Raw genomic sequence first — 21,705 nt, 5'->3', positions numbered from 1 at the left:
GCGGCCTCATCCTGCTCGGAAATTCAGCCGGGGCGCGGCATCAAACCCGCGCCCCGGCCAATACTTACTGACCCGTCTCAGCGGCTCAGAACACCACCTCGAAGCCACCATCGGCCAGGGCCTTGCGGCGGGCTTCCGGCCAGGCTTCTTCCCAGTTGTCCGGGCCTTCGGCCTTCAGCGCCTCCCAAGCGGCAGAGAGCGCCTCCTGCCGGGCAATCAGCTTGTCATTATGGGCCTGCGCTTCGTCATTCCACAGGCCAGCCTCGGTGTAATAGCGGATCGCGCCATCGTGGTAGGGGGCCACCCACTGCATGTCCTGCTTGTCCAGCGCCCAACCGTTGATGCCCGGGGCCTTGCCCTCGAAGCTGGGGTAGAGATCCACCATCGCCTTGGTCATCGCATAGGCCATCTCTTCGTCGGTCTCGCTGGTGCCGATCAGCACGGGGTAGGCATAGCCCGCGCCCGCGTAGCCATCGGTGCCGTCAATCGTTGCGCCGACAACGGCCACGTTAGGCACGAAGAAGGGCGCGACAGACTGCATCCGCGCCAGCCCTTCGGCGTTGTCGGGGTCGATCGGCGGCCAGAACAGCCCGCGCGGGCTGGAGGCGGCCTCATAGGCAAGGCCCGAGTTGGTCGAGGCAAAGGCAGCATCCACCTGGCCTTCGATGAGGCCCTTCCAGCTCGCGCCAAAGCCGCCAAACTCCACCACTTCCACGTCGTCCCAAGTCAGCCCGCCATAGGCGAGATAGGCCTCGGTGTTCACGTTCAGCGCCGGTGCGCCCACAATATAGGCCACGCGCTTGCCCTTGAGGTCGCTGAACTCCTTGATGTCGAGGTCCGCGGCCACGCCCACCGCAAGGTTGATCGCCCCGCCGTTGTTGGCCGCAATCACGCGGATCGGCTGTGGCCCCCAGTTCTCGGCGCCAAAGTCAAACGCGCCTTCCTGCGACATGAAGCTGCCGCCAACGCCCGTGGCCGAAAATTCCACCCGGCCCTGCCGCAGCGGCTCGGTGCGGCTCACGTCGTTCTTGCCGGGCAGAACCCGCAGGTTGATCCCGTAGGTATCCTGAAGCGCCGCGCCAATGGCCACGGCCTGGTTGTAGCCCGCCGAGCCGGTGTCATAGGCCGTCCAGCTCATCTGCTTGGGCAGCGCCGTCTCCTGCGCCGCAACGGGGGTGGCCATCATCAGCACCCCGGCGAGCATTGCAATCGTCTGTTTCATTCATTCCTCCCAAATGGTGCGGGCAGCCCCGGTTGGCCCGGGTCTCCTCCTCCCGCGTCTCAACGTCTCCGGATTGGCGCTTGGTGCGCTCTGCGGAATTGCGTTTCGCAAATGGAGCATCTATCACGATGGGGCGTCGGTCAAGACGCTTACGGTCTTCGGAACGTCACCGAGGTTGGGCATCGCTTTGCGCGCCCAGCCGTGGCGAACGGCAGCAGGCAAGCAATGCCGCCCGTTTCCGAAGGGCCAACACGGGGAGGAGATACGATATGGTGCGAGCCGCCGACCTTATGGTGGAGTGCATGGTGGCCCATGGGGCCGACCGGCTGTTCTGTGTTCCGGGCGAAAGCTATCTGGCGTTGCTCGATGCGCTGCACGGGCAGGAGGCGGTTGATGTGGTGGTTTGCCGCCACGAGGGCGGGGCAGGGATGGCGGCGGTGGCCGATGCCAAGCTCACCGGCAAGCCCGGCCTTCTGGCCGTGTCACGCGGCCCCGGCGCAATGAACGCTGCAATCGCCCTGCATCTGGCCGAGCAAGATGCCGTGCCGCTGGTGGTTCTGGTCGGGCAGGTGGCCCGATTCGAGCGCGGGCGCGGGGCCTTTCAGGAAATGGATTATGCCCGTGTCTTCGGCAGCTTCGCCAAGCACGTCGAAGAAGTCACAGACGCCTTCCGCCTGCCCGAAGCCCTCGCGCGGGCATGGGCCGCGGCGCAGTCCGGCACCCCCGGCCCGGCGGTTCTGGCCCTGCCGGAAGACATGCTGACAGATGACGTCACCGCCGCCGTCGTCCCCCCCATCACCGTGCCCGTGCCCGGCCCGTCAGAGGCCGACATCTCCCGCGCCGCCGAGATGCTCTCGAAGGCAGAGCGCCCGCTCATCATCGCAGGCGGCGGCTTCGCCGAGCCCGCCACCCGCGCCGCCCTCAAGGCGCTGGCCGAAGGGCAGGGGATTCCCGTGGCAACCACCTTCAAACATCAGGAAGTGTTTGATAATTTCTCACCGCTCTACGCCGGGAACCTCGGTTTCAAGGTGCCCCCCTCGCTCTGGAAAACCCTCGCCGAGGCCGATCTGATCCTCGCGCTCGGCACCCGCCTCGGTGATGTGCCCACGCAGGGCTACAAAATCCCCGCCGCCCCCGAGCCGGCCCAGCCGCTCATCCACGTCTGGCCCGATCCGGCCGTGCTCACCCGCCTCTACAACGCCACCCTCGCCGTGGCCTCCGAGCCTTCCGCCTTCGCCGCCGCCCTCGCGCAGGCCGCCCCCAAAGCGCCCGACCGCGCCGCATGGGCCGCCCGCTGCAACGGCGCCGCGCTGGCATTGAAGCCGCAGGCGAAACCCCGCGAAGACGGCCTCGATTTTGGCGTGGTCGCCTCCGAACTGGCCCAGCAGGCCCCGCGTGATGCAATCGTCACAACCGATTCGGGCAACTTCTCCGGCTGGGTCCACCAATACTGGCCCTGGGATGGCACCCAACTCGCTGTCGGCGCGGTTGGCGGCGCGATGGGCCTTGGTATCCCCGGCGCGGTTGCCGCCTCCCTCCGCTTCCCGGGCCGCTGCGCGCTCGGCTTCGCGGGCGATGGCGGCACCCTGATGACCGGGGCCGAGCTGGCCACCGCCATCGCCAAGGGCGCCACCCCCAAGATCGTCGTGGCCGACAACGGCACCTATGGCACCATCCGCCTGCACCAAGAGCGCGACTATCCCGCCCGCATCTCCGGCACCGATCTGGCCAACCCCGACTTCGCCGCATGGGCCGCAAGCTTTGGGGCAGGGGCCTTCTCCCTCGCGCCGGGCGATGACATCGCGGTCACCATCGCCAACTTCCTCGCCCATCCCGGCGCGGCGGTTCTGGCGGTGCAAACCTCCGCCGAGGCGCTCTCGGCCTATGTCACCGTCACCCAATTGCGAGAACGGAGCAGCAAGCGGAGCAGCGCCTGATGGCCCCCTTCACCCGCCACCTCGCCAGCTGGCCCAAGGGCGTGCCGCACAGCATCGAGATTCCGGCACGCTCCATGGCGCAAAACCTCGCGCTCACCGCCGAGGCCACGCCAGAGGCCCCGGCGATCCTGTACTACGGGCGCCACATCACCTACGGCGCACTCGCCGCCGAGGTGGAGGCGCTCGCCGGTTGGCTCCAGTCCAACGGCGTGGCCAAGGGCGACCGCGTCCTGCTCTACATGCAAAACGCCCCGCAATTCATCGCCGGCTACTACGCAATCCTGCGCGCCGATGCCGTGGTGGTGCCCGTCAACCCGATGAACCGCGCCGCCGAACTCGCCTATCTCTGTGAAGACACCGGCGCCGAGGTGGCGCTGACCGGGCAAGAGCTCTTGCCCCACCTTGCAGGCACGCCCCTGCGCCACATCCTCTCCGCCGCCTACGCCGAGCACACCGACCCGGCCTTCCCCTTCACGCTCCCCGAGCCGCTGAACGCGCAGCCTCACCCCTCCGACGACCCCCGCGTTACCCCATGGTCCGCCGCCATCGCGCAGGGCCACCAACCCGGCCCGATCACCGCCGCGCCCGACGATCTCGCCCTCATCCCCTACAGCTCCGGCACCACCGGCCAGCCCAAGGGCTGCATGCACAGCCACCGCACCGTGATGAGCACCTGCGTCGGCAACACCGTCTGGAACCCCACGCGCGGCAACGGCACCACGCTCGCCAGCCTGCCGCTCTACCACGTCACCGGCATGCAGAACTCGATGAACGCGCCGATCCTCAAGGGCGAGCCGATCATCCTGATGACAAGGTGGGACAGGGCGCTCGCGGCCTACCTGATCGAACGCTACAAGGTCGCCCGCTGGCGCTCCATCACCACCATGGCGATCGACCTCGTGAACGACCCGGCGCTCGACAGCTACGACCTCACGTCGCTCGAAGTCATCGGCGGCGGCGGCGCCTCCATGCCCGAGGCGGTCGCGGCCAAGCTCAAGGATCTCACCGGCCTCGACTACATCGAAGGCTACGGCATGACAGAAACGATGGCCCCCTCCCACATCAACCCGCTCGACGCCCCCCGCCGCCAATGCCTCGGCATCCCGATCTTCGGCGTGGACTCCCGCGTGATCGACCCGGAGACGGGCGCAGAGCTCGGCCCGAACGAGCCGGGCGAAATCATCATGCACGGCCCGCAAAACTTCCTCGGCTACTGGAACCGCCCGGAAGAAACCGAAGCCGCCCATATCGAGATCGACGGCAAACGCTTCGTGCGCTCCGGCGACATCGGCCGCTACGACGAAAGCGGCTTCTTCTACATCGTCGACCGGGTAAAGCGGATGGTCTCCGTCTCCGGCCTCAAGGTCTGGCCCACCGAGGTCGAAGGCCTCATGCACGCCCATCCGCAAATCACCGAATGTTGCATCATCGGCCGCCCCGATCCCCGCACTGGCGAGCGCGTGCGCGCCTATATCGTGCCCAAGGGGGATGTGACGGCGGAAGAAATCACCACCTGGTGCCGCGCCAACATGGCCGCCTACAAGGTGCCCAAGGAGATCGTCTTTGTGCAGGCCCTCCCGCGCTCTCCCTCCGGCAAGGTGCAATGGCGCGAGTTGATGGAAGAGGCGGCACAGGAGAGCACTTAACCCCGCTCCATCCGGTCATAAACCAGCGTGAGCCTTTCCACCGTCACCTGGCCGGGGTGGCTCCCGTCGGGCACAAATCTGAAGTTCGTAGCCCAGGCCGAGAACAGCCGCCAAACGCGTGCCTCTGCACCATCCTCAAGCATCGCCAGCTCAACGTCCCGCGGGTCAGGCTCGCCAACCAATGAGCGCTCGGCCCAAGCGCAAAAACCGTCATCATTGGCTTGTCCAAAGCGCAGTTGCAGCGGCGTCACTCTGAACTTCCCCGGCAGGTGCCGCACAGCCCTGCCGCCCCCTTCACGGTAGGCGACAGTGTCCATCTCCGGGCCAAGCCCGCTCGCCTTGATGAAGCGGGCCACAGGCTCGCCCGCAAGGCGCAGCTCAAAGTTGAACCGGGTGTAAGGGGTGTCGCTCATGGGGCATCGCCCGCTTTCTGCACGATCCGAAATATGACGAACTCCGCAGGCTTCACCATCGCCACGCCGACAAGGCAGATCAGCCGCCCGTTGTCGATATCATCCTGCGTCATCGTGGTCCGGTCGCAGGTTGCAAAATAGGCGCTCTCCGGCGTTTCCCCGGCCAGCGCCCCGTCGCGCCAGAGCGCGTCCAGAAACGCCGCCACATCGCGCCGCACCGCCTTCCACAGTGGCTCGTCATTCGGCTCGAAGACCACCCATTCCAGCCCCCGGGTCAGGCTTTGCTCAATCATCAGCCCCAGCCGCCGCATGGGCACATAGCGCCAGTCACTCGCCGGGTCGCTCAGCGTGCGCGCGCCCCAGACCCGGAAACCATCCGTGAACTGGCGGATCAGATTTACACCCGTCGTTGCCAACACATCCTGATCGGCATCGTCAAAGGCCTCCGTGAGCTGCGTCACCCCGCGCAGCGCCACGTTCGCCGGAGCCTTGTGAACGCCCCTAGAGGCATCCACCTGCGCATAGATCCCGCAGATATGCCCCGAGGGCGGCACTGCTACCTGCTCGCCGGTCACCACATCCGGCAGGAGGATGCGTGGCGCATAAATCGCCGCCAGCCCGCTTTCCACCTGCGGCGGCAACAGCCCGCCGTCCGGCTCGCGCTGCTGCATCGCCGCCAGATCACCCCCCGTTTCGGCCATGTCGAGCACCGCAAACCGATCGCCCCTGTCCTCGCAGTGCTGCACCAGCGCCGCGTGGCTCTCTGCATCGTCAAAGCCCGGCGTGGCGACGAGTCGAATACTCTTCTCCTCATCCAGCGGCTGCAGGTCCTCCAGCGAAAGGCGCTCTAACCCGTCCGCAACCCGCAGCACGAAAAGCCGGGTGCCGCCGTTGTCGAAAAAGCCGCTCACCGCGGTGGCCAGCGTGCAGGGGCGGTCGCCGGGCAATCCCTCCAGATGCATTCGCTCAAAGGTGGTGTAGTTTGAGAATAATACCGGCTCCCCCACCGGCCCCTTGCCCTCTTCGATCAGCCCAACAAGCGCAGTGGTCGAGGTGCCCACCGTAGAGATCGGCCGCGCTCCTCCAGCCTCCTCCACAACATAAACTCCGGGCGTTCGGTACTCGGCCATCGGGGCTTTCCTCCTTGGCTGCCGTTGCGTCATCATGCGCCCGAAAGCCAGTGCTCACAACCGCGCGGAATCAGTCGCGCTTCTCGATGGGGCTCAAAAATTTGGATGAACAACTTGGCACAATATGCTGTTAAACAATGGAAATTCATGTAATTCACGCCGCCGTGACAAACCCCATTGCCAAAAATAATAAAGTAATACTTAATCGAATCCACGAACGACAATCGTTCCATGGGAGGAAATCATGAACGTCAAAGCAACGCTCCTTGCGAGCGCCATCGCCCTTACGCCCTTCGCCGCCATGGCCGCCGATATGACCATCGGTTTCAGCCAGATCGGGTCTGAATCCGGCTGGCGCGCGGCAGAAACCACCGTCACCAAGCAGGAAGCCGAAAAGCGCGGGATCGACCTCAAGTTTGCCGATGCCCAGCAGAAGCAGGAAAACCAGATCAAGGCGATCCGCAGCTTCATCGCGCAGGGCGTTGATGCCATCCTGCTCGCCCCCGTGGTCGCCACCGGCTGGGACGAGGTGCTGGAGGAGGCCGCCGATGCCGAGATCCCCGTGGTCCTGCTCGACCGCACGGTCGATGCTTCCGACGATCTCTACCTCACCGCCGTCACCTCCGACCTCGTCCACGAGGGCCGCGTGGCCGGGCAGTGGCTGGCCGATGAAATGGCCGGCGAGCCCTGCCGCATCGTCGAGCTGCAAGGCACCACCGGCTCCTCGCCCGCGATCGACCGCAAAAAGGGCTTTGAAGAGGGCATTGCCGGGGCCGATGGCCTCGAGATCGTCCGCAGCCAGACCGGCGATTTCACCCGCTCGCAAGGCAAGGTGGTGATGGAGAGCTTCCTCAAGGCCGAGGGCGGCGAGAACATCTGTGCGCTCTACGCCCATAACGACGATATGGCCGTTGGCGCGATCCAGGCGATCAAGGAAGCCGGTCTCAACCCCGGCACCGACATCAAGATCGTCGCCATCGACGCCGTGCCCGATGCCCACCTCGCCATCGCCAACGGCGAGATGAACGCCACCATCGAGCTGACGCCCAACATGGCCGGCCCGGCGCTGGATGCGCTCGAAGCCTACTTTGCGGACGGCACCGCGCCCGAGAAGTGGATCCAGACCGAGAGCAAGCTCTACACCGCCGAAGACGACAACCAAGCCGTCTACGAGGAAAAGAAGAACCTCGGCTACTAAGGCTCCCCCGGGCAGGGCATCTTCCTTTACCCGGCCCGTTCTCTCCCCGCGTCCGCCCGTGCTAGGCTTTCGCGGGGAGGGGCAACTTCATGAAAAGCAGACGCAAGATGCAAGATCAGCCCCCGCTGCTCCACGCCAGCGGCATCTCCAAGTTCTTTCCCGGCGCCGTGGCGCTCGATGAGGTAGAGCTCAAGCTCTACCCCGGCGAGGTGCACGCGCTTCTGGGCGAGAACGGCGCGGGCAAATCCACCCTCATCAAATGCCTCACCGGCGCCTACCGGCGTGATGGCGGGGTGATCCGGCTCGCGGGCCAAGAGGTCGATCCGCGTTCCACCGCCGATGCGCAGGCCCTCGGCATCGGCACCGTCTACCAGGAGGTCAACCTTCTGCCCAACCTGACCGTGGCCGAAAACCTCTACATGGGCCGCCAGCCCACCCGCCTCGGCCTCGTCAACCGCCGCGCCATGAACCGCGCCGCCGCCGAAGTGCTCGAAGGCTACGGGCTGAATATCGACCCCGGCGAGCCGCTCACCCGTTACTCTGTCGCCGTGCAGCAGGTGGTCGCCATCGCCCGCGCCGTTGCGCTCTCGGGCAAGGTGCTCATCCTCGACGAGCCCACCGCCTCGCTGGACCGGGATGAGGTCGATCTGCTCTTCGGGGTCATCCGGCAGGTGAAGGACGCTGGCCTGTCGGTTGTTTTCATTACCCATTTTCTCGATCAGGTCTTCGAGATATCCGATCGTGCCACCGTGCTGCGCAATGGCCGCGTGGTGGGCGAGCGCCTGCTGGCCGAGGTCTCGCAGCACGATATCATCACCCTCATGCTCGGCCGCCAACTGGAGGCCCGCGTGGCCGAAAAGAAGGGCGGCACCCCGGGCGAGTTGCTGTTGCAGGTCAACGATCTCGCCAAGCGCGGCATGATCGAACCCTTCTCGCTCAACCTCCATCGCGGCGAGGTCGTCGGGCTCGCCGGGCTGCTCGGCTCTGGCCGCACCGAAACCGCCAACCTGCTCTTCGGCGCCGTGCAGGCCGACCAAGGCAAGCTGCTGCTCGAAGGCCGCGAAACCCGCATCACCAACCCGCGCGAGGCCATCGCCCACCGCTTCGCCCTCTGCCCGGAAGACCGTAAAACCCACGGCATCGTCGGCGACCTTTCGGTGCGCGACAACATCATCCTCGCGCTCCAGGCCCGCCAAGGCTGGATGCGTCCGATCCCCCGCGCCAAGGTGAACGAGATCGCCGAACACTATGTAAAGGCACTCGATATTCGCCTCGCCTCGCTCGACATGCCGATCCGCCTGCTCTCGGGCGGCAACCAGCAAAAGGCGCTGCTTGCGCGCTGGCTCGCCACCGAGCCCGAGTTTCTCATCCTCGACGAGCCCACCCGCGGCATCGACGTGGGCGCCCACGCCGAGATCATCGCCCTGATCGAAACCCTGCGCGAGCGCGGCATGGCCCTGCTTGTCGCCTCCTCCGAGTTGGAGGAGCTGGTGGCCTATTCCACCCGCGTCGTGGTGCTACGCGACCGGCGACAGGTGAAAGAACTCACCGGCGAGGCCATCACCGCCGAAAACATCGTCACCGCCATCGCCGATGAAGAGCGGGGGGCCGCCTGAATGCTTGCCACCACGCCCTCCCTGCTCAAGCGGATCACCCCGCAACTTATCATTCTGGCCGTCGTTTTGGGCCTCAACACCCTCGTTTTCCCCGATTTTTTCGAAGTCAGCTTCCGCAATGGCCGCCTCTTTGGCAACCTAGTGGACGTGCTCAACCGGGGCGCGCCCGTGGCGCTGCTCTGCATCGGCATGACGCTGGTGATCGCCACCAAGGGCATCGACCTGTCCGTTGGTGCGGTCATGGCCATCGCCGGGGCCACCGCCGCTTCGCTCGTGACTGACGGTCACGGCTGGGGCACCGCGCTGATCGGCGCATTGGTCACCGGCCTGCTCTGCGGCCTCTGGAATGGTGTGCTGGTGGCGGTGCTGCGGATCCAGCCCATCGTGGCCACTCTGGTGCTGATGGTGGCGGGCAGGGGCATCGCCCAGCTCATCACCGAGGGCACCATCCTGACCTTCAACAACGAGGGCCTCATCCGCCTTGGCGCGAGCACGGTGCTCGGCATCCCAACGCCCATCGTCATCTGGCTCGCCCTCGGCACGCTGGCCACGCTCGCCGTGCGCCGCACCGCGCTCGGCATGCTGATCGAATCCATCGGCGTCAACGAGGCCAGCTCGCGGCTCGCTGGCATCAACTCCCGCGTCCTGCTGATCTGCGTCTACCTCGCCTCCGGCCTCTGCGCCGCGCTGGCGGGTGTGATCGTGGCGGCCGATATCAAAGGGGCCGATGCCAACAACGCCGGCCTCTGGCTGGAGCTCGATGCCATCCTCGCCGTGGTCATCGGCGGCAACTCCCTGCTCGGCGGGCGCTTCTCCATCGTCGCCTCGCTGATCGGCGCGCTCATCATCCAGTCGGTCAACTCGGTAATCCTGCTCTCCGGCATGCCGCCAGAGTTCAACCTCGTCATCAAGGCGGTGCTGATCCTCGCCATCCTCGTGATCCAGTCGCCCAAGATCGGCCATCTGGTCTACATGCTCCGCGCCTCCGGGCCCGAGCGCCTGCCAGAGCGCCCCCGGCCAACCTCGCCCTCCGCGACCCCCAAGGAGGACGCACCATGATCCGTTCCACCCACCTGCCGCTGATGGTCACGCTGGCCACCTTCGTGCTCGCCTACGCCCTCTGCGGCTGGCAATACCCCTCGATGCTCTCCACCCGCGTCGTCGCCAACCTGCTGACAGACAACGCCTTTCTCGGCATCGTCGCGGTAGGGATGACCTTCGTGATCCTCTCAGGCGGCATCGACCTTTCGGTCGGCTCCGTCATCGCCTTTACCGGCGTCTTCCTCGCCGTGATCCTGCGGGACACCTCGATCCACCCGCTCACCGCCTTCGTGCTCGTGCTGGCGCTCACCACCGCCTTCGGCGCGGCTATGGGGGCCACGATCCACTATCTTGAAATGCCCCCCTTCATCGTCACGCTGGCGGGCATGTTCCTCGCCCGTGGCGCGGCCTATGTGCTCTCCACCGACTCCGTGCCGATCACCCACGAATTCTACGACACCTTGCAAGATATCTACTGGAAGGCCCCCTCCGGCGGGCGCTTCCGGCTGATCGGCGGGCTGATGATCCTTACCTTCATCGCCGGGGCGCTGATCGCTCACCGCACCCGCTTCGGGCAAAACGTCTATGCCCTCGGCGGCGGCGCGCAAACCGCCCGCCTCATGGGCGTGCCGCTGGCCGCAACCACCGTGGGCATCTACGCCATATCGGGCGGCCTCGCCGGGCTCGCGGGCATCGTCTTCTCGCTCTACACCTCGGCAGGCTACAGCCTCGCCACTGTCGGCGTGGAGCTCGATGCCATCGCCGCTGTCGTCATCGGCGGCACACTGCTCTCCGGCGGCTACGGCTTTGTCGCCGGCACCTTCTTCGGCATCCTCATCATGGGGCTGATCCAAACTTACATCGTCTTTGACGGGACACTTTCGAGCTGGTGGACTAAGATCGTCATTGGCGCTTTGCTCTTCGCATTCATCCTGCTTCAGAAAGGCCTCACTTGGGCGACGACCACCCGACGAAAAAGAGCGACTGGCTCCGCACAGCCATCATGACAATCGTCGCGTCCGGCTCGCCGTCTGCGCGGGCCTCGAACCACACGCATTTCGTGGTGGATCAGCTCGGTCGTGCCATTGTGGCGGGGGAATACCCGGCTGACACGATGATCCCGCTCGATCCCGACCTTTGCGAGATGTTCGACGTGAGCCGCACCGTGGTGCGTGAGGCCAAGAAGACGCTCGCCGCCAAGGGCATGATCGCCTCCAAGGCCAAGGTGGGCACCCATGTGCGCCCCTCGGACGAGTGGAACATGTTCGACGAAGACGTGCTGCGCTGGCACACCTCGGTCAAAAACCCGGGCCGCTTCTACGACGAGCTTTTCGAAATCCGCCTGATCTTCGAGCCCGCCGCCGCCGCCTCCGCCGCGCGCCGCGCCAATGAGCTGGCCGACAAGGCAGCCTGCGACAGGCTCTTCACCCTCTGCGACAGCCTCGCCGGTGCCAGCAGCCGGGCCGATTTTGCCGTGGCGGACTACGAGTTTCACCACCACGTGCTAAAGCTTTCCGGCAACCGCTTCCTGCAATCGCTGGGCGACATGGTGCAAACCGCGCTCTATTCCCTGTTTCTCATCGAGACGGGCGAGCAGTTTCAGGAGGTGAAGGCCGAAGTGGCGCAAAACCACCGCGACATCGCCCGCGCCATCGCCTCCGGCCTGCCCGAAGCGGCCCATACCGCGATGCTCAAGGTCATCACCGAGGGCCACCACCGCACCCGCACCACCGCGTAGGGTGGGCAATCTGCCCACCATCCGCCGCGCCTGGCGCGGGCGCACCACCGTACCCGCACCACCACGTAGGGTGGGCAATCTGCCCACCATCCGCCACGCCTAGCGCGGGCTCACCATCGCACCCGCACCACCACGTAGGGTGGGCAATCTGCCCACCGTCCGCCACGCCTAGCGCGGGCTCACCACCGCACCCGCACCACCACGTAGGGTGGGCAATCTGCCCACCGTCCGCCACGCCTAGCGCGGGCTCACCATCGCACCCGCACCACCACGTAGGGTGGGCAATCTGCCCACCATCCGCCGCGCCTGGCGCGGGCTCACCACCAGCTCGTCATATCCCGAAGCAGGGCAGGGCGCCCGGCCAAACCGCAGCCCGTCCAACGCCACCACCACGATCTCCGCCTCCGTCCCGCGCGCGCCTCACACCAGCGAAACCCGCGTCTCCTGCGCCGCACTCTCCGCAATCGCATGGATCACCCTCTCAATCTCAAGCGCGGCTTCAAAATCCGGCCATGCCCTGTGCCGCCCCGCGATCGTCTCCACCAGCTCGGCGGCCTCCAGAATCTTCAGATCATTGAACCCCAGCTGATGGCCCGGCGCCGGGCAGAAGGCGGCATAGGGCGGATGCGCGGGGCCGGTGAGGATGGTCTTGAAGCCCTGTTCGGCCTTCTCGCCCTCGTTCACGTAGATCCGCATCTCGTTCAGCCGCTCCTGCTCGAAGGTGATCTGCCCCTCGGTGCCGTGGATCTCCAGATCAATCCGGTTCTTGCGGCCCCACGCGCTGCGGCTTGTGGTCAGCATCCCCCGCGCGCCGCCCTTCAGCCGGATCAGCGCCGTCGCCACATCCTCGTTCTCCACCGGCGCGCGCCCGCCGCCCTCCACCGGGCGGGTCTCGTGGATGATCTGGGTCTCCGCCAGCACGCTCTCCACCGGGCCGACAAGCTGCATCACCATCGAGATCAGGTGGCAGCCCATGTCGCCCAATGCGCCCAGCCCCGCCTCCGAAAGTTTGGCCCGCCAGGTCCAGGGCAGGGCGCCATCCGCCTGATAATCCTCGTCGTAAAACCCGCGCACATGCACCACCCGGCCAATCCGCCCCTCGGCGATGAGCTTGGCCGCATGGTGCAAAGCCGGGTTGCGCACGTAGTTGTAGCCCACCAGCGTGACCTTGCCGCTGGCCTTGGCCGCCGCAACCATCGCCTCTGCCTCCTCCAGCGTCAGCGCCATCGGCTTTTCGCACCACACATGCTTGCCCGCCTCCAGCGCGGCAATCGCCATCGGCGCGTGCAGCCCGTTCGGGGTGGTGATCGAAACCACATCCACTGCCGGATCTTCCACCAAGGCGCGCCAATCGTCCCCGGCGCGGGCAAAGCCCCAGTCGGCCGCAAGCCGCTCCGCCTTCTCCAGCGGCATCTCGCAGAGGTGCGCCAGCTCGATCTCACTGTCGCCCCCCATCACCGCCCGCGCCCCGCGCCACGCCAGCGCATGCGCCTTGCCCATGAACCCGGTGCCGATCAGCCCCACACCCAACTTTGCCATCGCCGGTCTCCTCCCTGCTTTGCCCCTGCCTAAACACCGCCTGCGTGTCGGGCCAAGCCAAAGCGGGCAGGGGGCTTGAAAAAACATCATTTCCCATCAAGGATGAGGCAGGCTTTGCGGGAAAACCATCACCACCCACCTCACACAGCACATAGGAGCCACATCATGGCCAGACGTCCGATCATCTCCGATGTCGCGCGCGCCGCAGGCGTCTCCGTGGCCACCGTCGACCGGGTGCTGAACGGGCGGCTGAAGGTGCGGGAGGAAACCGCGCGCAAGGTGCTCCAAGCCGCGCAGGAGGTGGGCTATCACGCCCGCAACCTGATCGAGCAGCGCCTGCGCGTCGATCTGCCCGAGGTGCGCCTCGGCTTCATCCTGCAAAAGGAAAAGCAGGCGTTCTACCAGCGCTTTGCCCACCAGATCGAGGCCGCCGTGGCCGAGGCCGATGGCATCCGCGGGCAGCTGGTGATGGAGTTTTCTGCCTCACAATCGCCTGACCATGTGGTGGAGATGATGGAGCGCATGTCGGGCAAGGTCGATGCGCTCGCGGCCACCGCCGTAAACCATGCGAAGGTGAGCGACGCGGTCGCCCGGCTTGCCAAGGCGGGCACCCCGGTGTTCTCGCTGTTGTCAGACTTCGCGCAGGGGCTCAGACGCAACTATGTAGGCTCCAACAACCTCAAGGTCGGGCGCATGGCGGCCTGGATGCTCTCCACCGCCGCGCCCCGTCCGGGCAAAATCGCGCTCTTCGTTGGCGGCTATCGCTGGCATGGCCACGAGCTGCGCGAAACCGGTTTTCGGTCCTTCTTCCGCGAGCACGCGCCCGAGCGTCCGCTGCTCGACACGCTGGTCAACCTCGAAACCCGCCAGCTCACCTATGAGGCCACGCTGGACCTGCTCCACCGTCACCCCGACGTCACCGGCATTTATCTAGCGGGTGGCGGGATGGAGGGCACCATCGAGGCGCTGCGCGAGGTGCGCAAACCCGGCGAGGTCGCGCTTGTCGTCAACGAGTTGACGCCCGACAGCCGCGCCGCCCTGGCCGACCGCTATGTGACGATGGCGCTGGAAACCCCGCTGGAGCCGCTCTGCCGCGAGCTGGTGCGTCTGATGTCGCAAGCCGCCCTCTCCACACAACCCGCCGTGCCCGGCCAGCTCTTCATCGACAGTGTAATCCATCTGCCGGAGTCGGTCTGACGCTCTGCAACGATTGATAGAAAAACATCATTGGGGAGTGGATTTTCGCCCCGCTGATTGCAATCCTTTCATCAATGATGCGAATGTGGCCCCTCAGCACCCCACGCGTTGACGCCCCCGGCGCAAGCATGCATTCACCCCGCAACGCCCCCGGCACAGCCCGCACAACTCAACTCGCAGGATAATGCCCATGCCCGTCAAAATCGGCATCTCCCCCATCGCCTGGCAGAACGACGACCTGCCCGATCTCACAGCCGCCTACACAATGGAGCAGGCGCTCAAGGAGGCGCGCGAAATCGGCTACACCGGCGTCGAGCGCGGCCAGCGCATGCCGCATGATACGCCGGGCCTGCGCCACTACCTCGACATCAACGATATCGCCCTCTGCGGCGGCTGGTGCTCGGGCAACCTGCTGGTCAACGACCTTGAGGCCGAGAAGGCTGCCGTGGCCGCGCAAGTCGAGCAGTTCATCGCGCTCGATGCTCCCTGTATCGTCTACGCCGAATGCTCCAACACCGTGCAGGGCGACCCGGCCACGCCGGTGGCCAACCGGCCCAAGCTCTCACGCGACGAGGTGGCGGCCTACGCTGCCAAACTCGGAGAGCTGGCCAAGTGGATGGCAGGGCAGGGGATGCCACTGGCCTATCACCACCACATGGGCTCGATCATCGAAAGCGAAGACGATGTGAACTGGCTGATGGAGGCCAGCCCCACCGAGGTTCACCTGCTCTATGATACCGGGCACCTGCGCTTTGGCGGGGCCGATGAGCTTGCGGTGCTCGACCGCTGGGCCAACCGCATCCACCACGTCCACTACAAGGATGTGCGCCCGAACATCGTGCAGCACATCCGCGAAACCAACGGCTCCTTCCTCAATGCCGTCATCGCCGGGGCCTTCACGGTGCCGGGCGATCCCGAAGGGTGCATTGATTTCGCCACCATCACCGGCAAACTGGCCGAGATGGATTACGCCGGATGGATCGTGGTCGAGGCCGAGCAAGACCCGGCCAAGGCCGATCCCTACGCGTATTCCAAACTCGGATATGAAACGATAATGGCTGCCTGTCGCGCCGCCGGATTGGACCTCGCCGCATGAAAGCAATGTTCGACCTTCAGCACCCGTTTTTCCGTCAGGTCTGGCGGCGCGTGGCGGTCGTCGCCATCTGTTTTGCCTGGGCCGGGGTCGAGCTTGCCTCCGGCGCGCAGATCTGGGCGGCGCTCTTCGCCGCCGCCGGGGCGTGGTGCGTCTATCAGTTCTTCGTGGTCTGGACGGATCCGGAGGATCCCGAGGACCAGCCGTGAGCAACCGAGCACTCTCGCCTCAGGCATCCGCGCCCTCGCTGCCCCGCTAAACCTCCCCGCCGAGCGCCGCGCCTCGTTGGCCAACCGCGCTTCTCTCCTGCGCGGCGCTTAACGCTCCCTTGCCCCACCGTCCCGGCGGGTTGCCGACCAAGCGCCCTCAGCCTGTGCATTTCGCACATGCATAGGATGTGCATGGCTTGTGCATAGGTTGTTGCCCGCTGCTTTTCGCCCTGTTTTCGCGTTTCGCAAAAGGGTTAACCCCCCGCACGCCGTGGCGCTGATGATGGGCCTTCCGCCGCCCACGCTCCCCTTCTGGCGTGTGAGCGTCCGCTTGGGCTGGCGGGCGAGGCACCTCGCGGCTAGGGTCGCGGCATGACACTGCTGGAAGATACAACCGCGCTTCTAGGCGAGCTCGTGGCCTGCCCAACCGTCTCGTCCGAGAGCAACCTCGCCTGCATCGACCTTCTGGCCGCCCGGCTCGAAGACGCCGGTGCGCGGGTTGAGGTTCTGAAGGATGATACCGGCGAAAAAGCCAATCTTTACGCCACCATAGGCCCGGATGTTCAAGGTGGCATCCTGCTCTCTGGCCATTCCGATGTGGTGCCGGTGGAGGGGCAAAACTGGTCCAACGATCCCTTCGTGATGACCGAGCGCGATGGTCGCCTGCATGGGCGCGGCACCTGCGATATGAAGGGCTTCATCGCCGCCTGCGTTGCAATGGCCCCGCACCTTGCCGCGCAGGTCAAAACCCGCCCCCTCCACTTCGCCTTCACCCATGATGAAGAGGTCGGCTGCCTCGGTGCCAAGGCCTTGGCCGAACAGCTGAAAACCCGCGAAATCCTGCCCTCCGTCGCCATCATTGGCGAGCCCACAACCATGCGCGTGGTCGAAGGCCACAAGGGCTGCTGCGAATATACCACCCGCTTTCAGGGCCGCTCCGGCCACGGCTCCGACCCGGGCGCAGGCGTCAACGCGGTCGAATATGCAACCCGCTACATCACCCGCCTGATGGAGCTTCGCGAGGCCCTCAAGGCCCGCACCCCGCCCGAAAGCCGTTTCGAGCCGCCTTGGACCACCCTCAACACCGGTGCGCTGATCGGCGGGTTCGCCCATAACGTCATCCCGTCAGAGGCCGAGGTGCAATGGGAGATGCGCCCCGTGGCCGATGCCGATGCCACCTTCGTGCGCAACGAAATGCAGCGCTATATCAATGACATATTGCTCCCCGAAATGCAGGCCGTCGCGCCCGAGGCGGCCATCAGCACCGAAACCATCGGAGATACGCCGGGCCTCATGCCGATGACAAACGGTGAGGCCGCCGCGCTCGCCTGTGCGCTCACCGGCTCCAACGGCGGGGCGCTGGTGCCCTTCAACACAGAGGCCGGGGTGTTTCAAAAGCTCGGAATAGATGTGGTCATCTGCGGGCCGGGCTCCATCGAGCAGGCCCACAAGCCCGATGAGTATGTGGAAATTTCGCAGCTCCAGCAATGCCTTGCCATGCTGGAGCGCCTCGGCCCACGGCTCTGAGGCTACTCGGCTGCGGGCTTCAGCCCCATGGCCGCCAGCACCTCTTCGGTATGCTCGCCCAAGCTCGGTGCCCCGCGTGCATGCCCCGGCCCGTCATGGGCAAAGCGAAAGCCCGCGTTGAACACATCCGCACGGCCATCGCCCGATGGCACGTTCATGAACAGCCCGCGCCCCTTGATCTGCTCCAGCTCCAGCGCTTCAGTGACCGTGCGCACCTTGCCCGCGGGCACCCCGGCCGCCGCCAGACGCGCCTCCAGGTCTTCAGAGTTTTCCTTCGCAAAATAAGGCCCCAGCGCCTCTTGCAGCGCCGTGTCATTCTCAATCCGTGCCTCCGGCGTGGCAAAGCGGTCGTCTTCCAGCAGCGCCTCGCATCCGAGCGCCGCCATCAGCCGCTCCACCTGCACCTGCTGCACCGCGCCAATGGTGATTTGCCCGTCGGCGCAGGCAAAGGTATCGGCCGTAGGAGCGCCGGAAAAGCCGCGATTGCCGCTCCGCGCGGGAGGCGTGCCGTTGATCAGCATCGCCCCCACGACCGAGCTCATCATCACCATCGTCGCATCAAGCATGGACACATCAATCACCTGCCCTTTGCCTTCCGGATCGGCGCGCTTTTGGGTGACAGCGGCGAGGATCGCAAAGGCGGTGAGCAGGGCGCAGTAGGTGTCGACTATGGGGAAGCCGACGCGCAAAGGCTTTTCGTTTCCGGGGCTTCCGGTCAACGTCATAAGGCCCGAGACCGATTGAATAACCTGGTCGATCGCCGGGAAATCGCGCATCGGGCCCTCTTGGCCAAAGCCCGAAACCGAGCAGCAGATCAGGCCCGGATTGGCCTCCATCAGCGACGCGCTGCCAAGTCCAAGCCTTTCCGCCACGCCGGGGCGAAAATTCTCTACAAAAACGTCGCTCTGCGCGACAATCGCCTGCGCCGCGGCGCGGCCTTCATCAGTTTTTAAGTCTAGGATGACAGACTTCTTTCCAGCGTTCGCGCCGATGAAAGGCTCGGCCATGCCCCGCCGCTCCGGGTCACGGGTATAGTAGCGCATCGCATCGCCCTGCGGCGGCTCCACTTTGATGATCTCGGCGCCCAGCAGGCACAAAAATTGCGTTGCCAGTGGTCCGGCAATGACATGGCTGAAATCGGCTATGCGCAGCCCGGCCAGCGGTTGTGCCACTAAGTCCTCCATCCCTGAACCAGCGGATCGGTTCCGCTCGGCTTTATAGTTCACTTTAGAAACTATATGCGGGAGGCGGTCAAGCCGAGCGCGGCTCCAGATGCGCGATCAGGCGCCATGTCAGGGCAAAATAGGTTTCCCGCTCCTCCGGGGAGAGGGGGGCAAGCAATGTGTCCTGCATCGCTGTGATGTCCGGCATGACCTCGTCAAACAGGCGCTGGCCCTTCGCGGTCAGATGCACCGCATTGTAGCGCCGGTCTCCAACGCCCTTGCGGCGCTCGATAAGCCCGCTGATTTCCAGCTCGTTCACCAGTTTTGTCAGGGCGGATTTTTTCAGCACCACCGCCCCGGCCAGGTCCTTTTGCGAGACGCCGGGGTTGAGCCCGATGAGACTGATCAGTGCAATGCCACCCTGCGGCACGTCATGCTCTTCGAAGACGCGAACATTGTGCCCCCGCAGGTGGGCACGCAGGGCGCGGGTGGCAAAAGAAAGGTCTCGGGCCAGCGGCCCCAGCGTCAGTTCAACCGCCGGAACATCGTCGTCCATCTTGTCCACTCCACCCCTCGCCGCCGTTTCGAGTGAGCTACAATGCAGGCGAAACCCTGTCAAACTCAGCGGTTGACACCTCCGCGTAAATAGTTTCCAAAGTGAACTAAGTTGCGCGTGGAGGAAAAGTGGACGCGAGGGAGGAACTGCGAAGGGCCTACGAAGGCCGGGCCGAGGGCATCGTGGCTGATGGCCTGCCGCTGGTCGGCCTCTTCGGCGACGGCTGCCCCGAGGCGCTGGTCTCCGGAGCAGGGGGGCAGCCCGTCGAAGTTAAAGCCGCGCCGCTCATGGACGGGCCAGAGGTGGCTTCCGTCAGCGCGGTGACCGAACCCTTCATGGATGGCTTCACCCGCCGCTTTCTCCACCGTTTTGCCAGCGGGGCCTTCGACGAGTACGCCGCAGTTCTCTTCGCGAGAGACGATGTGGCCGCGCTGGCCGCCTACCAATATGCATTGGAAATGCAGCGGCAGGGCATGGTCCGTAGTGGCCCCCGGTTGATCCTTTGGAACCTGCTGCACGGCACCGGCACGGCCTTGCATGCGTTCAACCTGTCCGAAGCCGAACGCGCCCTGCGCGAGCTTCGCGAGGCGCTCGGCACCGTGGCGGATAAAGGGCGCTTGGCGCGCGCCATGGCCGAAGAGCAGGCGCGCGCGCAGGCCTGTGCCGAGCTTGAGGCTATGTCGCTAACTGCCGGTGAAACCTTTGTTTTTCGCAATGCCGGCCGCTGGCTTTCCGCCGCCCGGCATGCGGAGCTCCTCACCCGGATCACCCCCACAGAGCCGCCCACCACCAAGGCTTCCGCCGCCCTCATCGGCACCGCCGCAGACACGTCTGCGCTGCCAGCGCTTTGCGCCGAGCTAGGCCTCGCCGTGACCGACCTCACCCCCTATGGCAGCCTCTGGCCCGCTTGCCACATAGGCCCGTCAGACATGCCGGGCTTGCTAAACGCCGTGGCCGAACAACCGCTCCATATCCGCACCAACCCACCCGCCCTTTTTGGCACCGCCCTCGATGCCGCCTTGGCCGGGCACGACCTTGTCATTGCCGCCGTCGATCGCAACGACGACAGCTTTGGCTGGGAGCTTCCGCGCCTCGCCCGCAGCCTCCCCATGCCGCTGGTCAACCTCGGCTTCCGCCCCTTTCGCCCCGGCGCGGAATGGCGTGCGACGGCCCGCCAACGCATTGAGGAGGCTCTGCCATGAGTTGCGCCAAAGCGGCAACGAGCTACCAGCGTGACTGGCTGAAAGGCCTGCGCAGCCGCATCACGGCGGGCGAGCCTTTCGCCTTCGTCAATGCCGACACGCCGCATGAGCTGTTCCATTTCATGGATGTGCCGATGGTCACCAACCAGTGGTGGTCAGCGGTGATTTCGGCCAAACAGCAAGCGCCGTTTTACTTTGATTTTATGGAGAGCGCAGGCTTTCACGCCCATCTGCCTCGCTACTCGTCTCTCGGCCTGATGGCGCAGATCGAGGGTGACACCAGCCGCCAGCCTTGGGGTGGCCTGCCGGCCCCAGCGTTGCTTTGCGCCCGTGCCTCTTCGGATGAACATCCGCGCATTTTTCAGCGCTGGGCCGAAGAGACTGGCGCGCCGCTGCACCTCATCTCCGCCCCTGCCGTGCCAAACCCCGCGCCCGAGTGGTGGGCACTGGCGCGGAACGATTGGGAGGGGCTCTACGGCACCGCGCGGCTTGATCTGGTTGTCTCCGAGATGCGCGAGCTGATCGCGGCGCTGGAGCGGCTGACAGGGCGCGACTTCGATGAAGCGGCCTTTGCTGCCTATATGGAAGCCATTGATCGGCAGGAGAAAATTCTGGAAGAGGCCAGCCAGCTCATCGCCGAGGCCCCGCGCGTGCCGATGGGGATCGGTGAGCAGATGCCCAATGTGATGATCCCGCAATGGCACCGTGGCTCCGATTGGGCGATTGCCCATTCAGAGGCATTCCGCGATGAGGTCGCAGGCCGGACCGAGCGGGGCGAGGGGCCTTGTGACAACGAGCGCATCCGCATGATGTGGATCGGCGCGGGCCTCTGGTTCGATACCGATTTCTACCGCGCCTTCGAAGCCTCGCATGGCGCTGTCTTCGCCTGGTCAATGTATCTGCCCTTCGCCGCCGATGGCTACATTCGCGCCAGCCACGGCAACCCGCTGCGCGCCCTCGCGGCCCGCGTCAGCGCGATGAACGAACAGCTCCACCAGCCGCCGTGGGTCAACGCGTGGATGGTGCGCGAGGCCAAGCGCGCCCGCATCGACGTGGCGCTGATGCTGATCCCCGAGCATGACCGCTTCTCCGGCTATGGCTCTCTGTTTGCCAAGAAGGCGCTGGAAGAGGCCGGGGTAAAGGTGGTCGAGATCTGGTCCGACATGGTGGACCCGCGCAAATGGAGCCGCCCGGAGGTTGAGGCAAGGGTGGCGGAGGCGTTGGACGGGCTGTGAGGTGCATTGACTTAGTTCACTTTGTTAACCAATCTAAATGCAG

Annotated in this window: 20 protein-coding genes; 13 read left to right on the top strand and 7 right to left on the bottom strand. The window is 65.5% G+C overall.

All coding sequences use genetic code 11. The annotated features are described in order from the left end of the window. Positions 1 to 85 precede the first annotated feature (85 nt). Complete coding sequence (locus FHY55_RS13830) at positions 86 to 1,222, bottom strand: TAXI family TRAP transporter solute-binding subunit (RefSeq protein WP_140014754.1); 1,137 nt, start codon at positions 1,220 to 1,222, stop codon at positions 86 to 88. Positions 1,223 to 1,491: 269 nt separating this feature from the next. On the opposite strand from FHY55_RS13830, the gene FHY55_RS13825 reads away from it, so the two are divergent. Both FHY55_RS13825 and FHY55_RS13820 read left to right on the top strand, forming a co-directional pair. Continuing rightward, positions 1,492 to 3,159, top strand: a complete 1,668-nt coding sequence (locus FHY55_RS13825) for a thiamine pyrophosphate-binding protein (RefSeq protein WP_140014753.1) — start codon at positions 1,492 to 1,494, stop codon at positions 3,157 to 3,159. After that, positions 3,159 to 4,805 (top strand): long-chain-fatty-acid--CoA ligase, encoded by a 1,647-nt coding sequence (locus tag FHY55_RS13820; protein WP_140014752.1) that lies wholly within the window; start codon positions 3,159 to 3,161, stop codon positions 4,803 to 4,805. Before FHY55_RS13825 ends, FHY55_RS13820 begins: the two co-directional genes overlap by 1 nt. On the opposite strand, the gene FHY55_RS13815 is transcribed toward FHY55_RS13820, so the two are convergent. Both FHY55_RS13815 and FHY55_RS13810 read right to left on the bottom strand, forming a co-directional pair. After that, positions 4,802 to 5,218 carry a phage tail protein gene (locus tag FHY55_RS13815; RefSeq protein ID WP_140014751.1) on the bottom strand — a complete coding sequence of 139 codons (417 nt, stop codon included), beginning with the start codon at positions 5,216 to 5,218 and terminating at the stop codon, positions 4,802 to 4,804. The genes FHY55_RS13820 and FHY55_RS13815 overlap by 4 nt on opposite strands. After that, positions 5,215 to 6,348 (bottom strand): phage tail sheath subtilisin-like domain-containing protein, encoded by a 1,134-nt coding sequence (locus FHY55_RS13810; RefSeq protein WP_168223012.1) that lies wholly within the window; start codon positions 6,346 to 6,348, stop codon positions 5,215 to 5,217. The genes FHY55_RS13815 and FHY55_RS13810 overlap by 4 nt, the downstream gene beginning before the upstream one ends. 244 nt (positions 6,349 to 6,592) lie before the next feature. Between FHY55_RS13810 and ytfQ the strand changes: the two genes are divergently transcribed. From ytfQ to FHY55_RS13785, 5 genes are all read left to right on the top strand, one after another. Continuing rightward, the gene (gene ytfQ / locus FHY55_RS13805) at positions 6,593 to 7,546 is read left to right on the top strand and encodes a galactofuranose ABC transporter, galactofuranose-binding protein YtfQ (protein ID WP_140014749.1); all 954 of its coding nucleotides are present in this window, start codon (positions 6,593 to 6,595) and stop codon (positions 7,544 to 7,546) included. An 89-nt stretch (positions 7,547 to 7,635) separates the two neighbouring features. Continuing rightward, positions 7,636 to 9,162, top strand: coding sequence for a sugar ABC transporter ATP-binding protein (locus FHY55_RS13800; RefSeq protein WP_254695313.1), 1,527 nt, complete (start codon positions 7,636 to 7,638; stop codon positions 9,160 to 9,162). Next, positions 9,163 to 10,221: an ABC transporter permease gene (locus tag FHY55_RS13795; protein ID WP_140014748.1), complete on the top strand. Its 1,059-nt coding sequence runs from the start codon at positions 9,163 to 9,165 to the stop codon at positions 10,219 to 10,221. After that, positions 10,218 to 11,210, top strand: a complete 993-nt coding sequence (gene yjfF, locus FHY55_RS13790) for a galactofuranose ABC transporter, permease protein YjfF (RefSeq protein WP_210410489.1) — start codon at positions 10,218 to 10,220, stop codon at positions 11,208 to 11,210. Before FHY55_RS13795 ends, yjfF begins: the two co-directional genes overlap by 4 nt. After that, a complete protein-coding gene (locus tag FHY55_RS13785) occupies positions 11,207 to 11,941 on the top strand; it encodes a FadR/GntR family transcriptional regulator (protein ID WP_140014747.1) in 735 nt (244 codons plus the stop codon). Before yjfF ends, FHY55_RS13785 begins: the two co-directional genes overlap by 4 nt. A 237-nt stretch (positions 11,942 to 12,178) precedes the next feature. Here FHY55_RS13785 and FHY55_RS20555 read toward each other — a convergent pair whose 3' ends face one another. Together FHY55_RS20555 and FHY55_RS13780 are read right to left on the bottom strand one after the other, a co-directional pair. Further along, complete coding sequence (locus FHY55_RS20555) at positions 12,179 to 12,334, bottom strand: hypothetical protein (RefSeq protein WP_168223011.1); 156 nt, start codon at positions 12,332 to 12,334, stop codon at positions 12,179 to 12,181. Between the two features lie 27 nt (positions 12,335 to 12,361). Continuing rightward, on the bottom strand, positions 12,362 to 13,480 hold the full coding sequence (locus FHY55_RS13780) for a Gfo/Idh/MocA family protein (protein WP_140014746.1): 1,119 nt from the start codon (positions 13,478 to 13,480) through the stop codon (positions 12,362 to 12,364). 165 nt (positions 13,481 to 13,645) lie between these two features. Here FHY55_RS13780 and FHY55_RS13775 point away from each other — a divergent pair, with 165 nt between their 5' ends. The 4 genes from FHY55_RS13775 to argE all read left to right on the top strand — a co-directional run bounded on the left by FHY55_RS13775 (position 13,646) and on the right by argE (position 17,506). Beyond that, positions 13,646 to 14,677: a LacI family DNA-binding transcriptional regulator gene (locus FHY55_RS13775; protein ID WP_140014745.1), complete on the top strand. Its 1,032-nt coding sequence runs from the start codon at positions 13,646 to 13,648 to the stop codon at positions 14,675 to 14,677. 190 nt (positions 14,678 to 14,867) lie between these two features. After that, positions 14,868 to 15,773, top strand: coding sequence for a myo-inosose-2 dehydratase (gene iolE / locus FHY55_RS13770; RefSeq protein WP_140014744.1), 906 nt, complete (start codon positions 14,868 to 14,870; stop codon positions 15,771 to 15,773). Then, positions 15,770 to 15,979: a hypothetical protein gene (locus FHY55_RS13765; protein ID WP_140014743.1), complete on the top strand. Its 210-nt coding sequence runs from the start codon at positions 15,770 to 15,772 to the stop codon at positions 15,977 to 15,979. Before iolE ends, FHY55_RS13765 begins: the two co-directional genes overlap by 4 nt. A 372-nt stretch (positions 15,980 to 16,351) precedes the next feature. Continuing rightward, positions 16,352 to 17,506, top strand: coding sequence for an acetylornithine deacetylase (gene argE / locus FHY55_RS13760; RefSeq protein WP_210410488.1), 1,155 nt, complete (start codon positions 16,352 to 16,354; stop codon positions 17,504 to 17,506). A 2-nt stretch (positions 17,507 to 17,508) separates the two neighbouring features. Here the strand turns inward: argE and FHY55_RS13755 are convergent, their stop codons facing one another. Beyond that, entirely contained in the window at positions 17,509 to 18,678 is a 1,170-nt protein-coding gene (locus tag FHY55_RS13755; protein WP_140014742.1) for a CaiB/BaiF CoA-transferase family protein, read from the bottom strand. Between the two features lie 79 nt (positions 18,679 to 18,757). Beyond that, positions 18,758 to 19,225: a MarR family winged helix-turn-helix transcriptional regulator gene (locus FHY55_RS13750; RefSeq protein WP_140014741.1), complete on the bottom strand. Its 468-nt coding sequence runs from the start codon at positions 19,223 to 19,225 to the stop codon at positions 18,758 to 18,760. A 128-nt stretch (positions 19,226 to 19,353) separates the two neighbouring features. Here FHY55_RS13750 and FHY55_RS20930 point away from each other — a divergent pair, with 128 nt between their 5' ends. Both FHY55_RS20930 and FHY55_RS13740 read left to right on the top strand, forming a co-directional pair. Further along, complete coding sequence (locus FHY55_RS20930) at positions 19,354 to 20,427, top strand: hypothetical protein (protein WP_140014740.1); 1,074 nt, start codon at positions 19,354 to 19,356, stop codon at positions 20,425 to 20,427. Next, the gene (locus FHY55_RS13740) at positions 20,424 to 21,662 is read left to right on the top strand and encodes a 2-hydroxyacyl-CoA dehydratase family protein (RefSeq protein WP_140014739.1); all 1,239 of its coding nucleotides are present in this window, start codon (positions 20,424 to 20,426) and stop codon (positions 21,660 to 21,662) included. Before FHY55_RS20930 ends, FHY55_RS13740 begins: the two co-directional genes overlap by 4 nt. Positions 21,663 to 21,705 lie beyond the last annotated feature (43 nt).

This window comes from Oceanicola sp. D3, assembly GCF_006351965.1.
Classification (GTDB): Bacteria; Pseudomonadota; Alphaproteobacteria; order Rhodobacterales; family Rhodobacteraceae; genus Vannielia.
Note: the sequence above shows the minus strand (reverse complement) of the source record. Positions and strands in the feature narration are given on the sequence as shown.

Coding starts and splice junctions, on each gene's coding strand:
- FHY55_RS13830 (WP_140014754.1), bottom strand. CDS start 1,222: ATGAAACAGACGATTGCAATGCTCGCCGGGGTGCTGATGATGGCCACC.
- FHY55_RS13825 (WP_140014753.1), top strand. CDS start 1,492: ATGGTGCGAGCCGCCGACCTTATGGTGGAGTGCATGGTGGCCCATGGG.
- FHY55_RS13820 (WP_140014752.1), top strand. CDS start 3,159: ATGGCCCCCTTCACCCGCCACCTCGCCAGCTGGCCCAAGGGCGTGCCG.
- FHY55_RS13815 (WP_140014751.1), bottom strand. CDS start 5,218: ATGAGCGACACCCCTTACACCCGGTTCAACTTTGAGCTGCGCCTTGCG.
- FHY55_RS13810 (WP_168223012.1), bottom strand. CDS start 6,348: ATGGCCGAGTACCGAACGCCCGGAGTTTATGTTGTGGAGGAGGCTGGA.
- ytfQ (WP_140014749.1), top strand. CDS start 6,593: ATGAACGTCAAAGCAACGCTCCTTGCGAGCGCCATCGCCCTTACGCCC.
- FHY55_RS13800 (WP_254695313.1), top strand. CDS start 7,636: ATGAAAAGCAGACGCAAGATGCAAGATCAGCCCCCGCTGCTCCACGCC.
- FHY55_RS13795 (WP_140014748.1), top strand. CDS start 9,163: ATGCTTGCCACCACGCCCTCCCTGCTCAAGCGGATCACCCCGCAACTT.
- yjfF (WP_210410489.1), top strand. CDS start 10,218: ATGATCCGTTCCACCCACCTGCCGCTGATGGTCACGCTGGCCACCTTC.
- FHY55_RS13785 (WP_140014747.1), top strand. CDS start 11,207: ATGACAATCGTCGCGTCCGGCTCGCCGTCTGCGCGGGCCTCGAACCAC.
- FHY55_RS13780 (WP_140014746.1), bottom strand. CDS start 13,480: ATGGCAAAGTTGGGTGTGGGGCTGATCGGCACCGGGTTCATGGGCAAG.
- FHY55_RS13775 (WP_140014745.1), top strand. CDS start 13,646: ATGGCCAGACGTCCGATCATCTCCGATGTCGCGCGCGCCGCAGGCGTC.
- iolE (WP_140014744.1), top strand. CDS start 14,868: ATGCCCGTCAAAATCGGCATCTCCCCCATCGCCTGGCAGAACGACGAC.
- FHY55_RS13765 (WP_140014743.1), top strand. CDS start 15,770: ATGAAAGCAATGTTCGACCTTCAGCACCCGTTTTTCCGTCAGGTCTGG.
- argE (WP_210410488.1), top strand. CDS start 16,352: ATGACACTGCTGGAAGATACAACCGCGCTTCTAGGCGAGCTCGTGGCC.
- FHY55_RS13750 (WP_140014741.1), bottom strand. CDS start 19,225: ATGGACGACGATGTTCCGGCGGTTGAACTGACGCTGGGGCCGCTGGCC.
- FHY55_RS13740 (WP_140014739.1), top strand. CDS start 20,424: ATGAGTTGCGCCAAAGCGGCAACGAGCTACCAGCGTGACTGGCTGAAA.